General features: G+C 70.5%; 1 protein-coding gene. It reads left to right on the top strand.

Features of this window, described 5'->3' with window-relative positions; translation table 11 throughout:
* A partial coding sequence (locus AC27VN_RS41660; RefSeq protein WP_490880538.1) for an ABC transporter permease occupies window positions 1–1,160 on the top strand: 1,160 nt, incomplete at its 5' end.
* Window positions 1,161–1,310: the final 150 nt, after the last annotated feature.

Genomic DNA, 1,310 nt, shown 5'->3' with positions numbered 1-1,310 from the left:
CGCGCGCCGCCTGGCGCGTGATGTGGATCAACCGCTTCCGCACCGGCCTCACGCTGCTGGGCATCGTGATCGGCGTCGCCTCGGTGATCGCGATGCTCGCGGTCGGCGGCGGTTCGCAGAAGAAGGTGCTCGCGCAGTTCGAGACCTTCGGCGTGCGCACCATGTACATGGCAGCGCGCGAGGGCAGCAGCCGTTCGCCGACCACCCCGCTCACGCTGGCCGACGTCGACATCGTGCGCGAGCTGCCCAACGTCGAGGCCGTCGCGCCGTACATCGAGGACCGGGTGGTCGCGCGCCGCGGCAACGTCGATCTCGCCACCGAGAGCGGCGGCACCACGGTCGACTTCTCGCGCGTGCTCGGCTGGGCCGTGAGCGAGGGTCAGATGTTCGATGCGCAGGACGAGCGCAGCGTCGCCAAGGTCGCTGTGATCGGCCAGACGGTGCGCAAGGCGCTGTTCGCCGACGGCAGCAACCCGATCGGCCAGAACGTGTTGATCGAGAAGGTGCCGTTCGAGGTGATCGGCGTGCTGGCCGCCAAGGGCACCACCGACGGCGAGGATCAAGACAACCGCATCATCGTGCCGTTCTCCGCCGCCGCCGCGCGGCTGGCCGGCCATGCGAATCCGACCTGGATCGGCGTCCAGGTCCGCGACATGGAACGTGCCATCGCGACGGCCAGCGCGATCGAGTCCAGCCTGGCCGCGCGCCGCCGTGTCAACGACGTGCAGGTCTGGAACCGCGTCGAGGCGATCCGGGCGCAGTCCGAGACCGCGCGCGCGATGACCCTGATGCTGGGCCTGATCGCGGCGATCTCGCTGGTGGTCGGCGGCATCGGCGTGATGAACGTAATGCTGATGACCGTGCGCGAGCGCACGCGCGAGGTCGGCATCCGCATGGCCACCGGCGCGCGCCAGACCGACATCCAGCGCCAGTTCATGACCGAGGCCGTGCTGGTGACCGCCGTCGGCGGTTCGGTCGGTGTCGCGGTCGGCCTGCTCGTTGTGGCGGCGCTGATGCTGGCTAGCGTGCCGGTGCTGTTCTCGCCGCTGGCGGTGCTCGGCGCTTTCGGCTGTGCGGTGCTGACCGGCCTGGTGTTCGGCTTCATGCCCGCGCGCCACGCGGCGCGGCTCGATCCGGTGGTGGCGCTGGCCTCGCAGTAGCGAAGCCCGATCGCGCGACGTCCTTTTTTCTGTTTCGCATGCCCGACCCATCGACCTCCAGCCCAGCCAACCTCCCGTGGAAGATCGGCGCGCTGCTCGGCGCGCTGCTCGGCGCGCTGCTCGCGGCCGGCTGCGCCCTGCCGCCCGAAG

It is taken from the genome of Variovorax sp. 20P10.2.4 (genome assembly GCF_058244205.1).
This window is presented reverse-complemented; position numbering and strand designations above follow the sequence as displayed.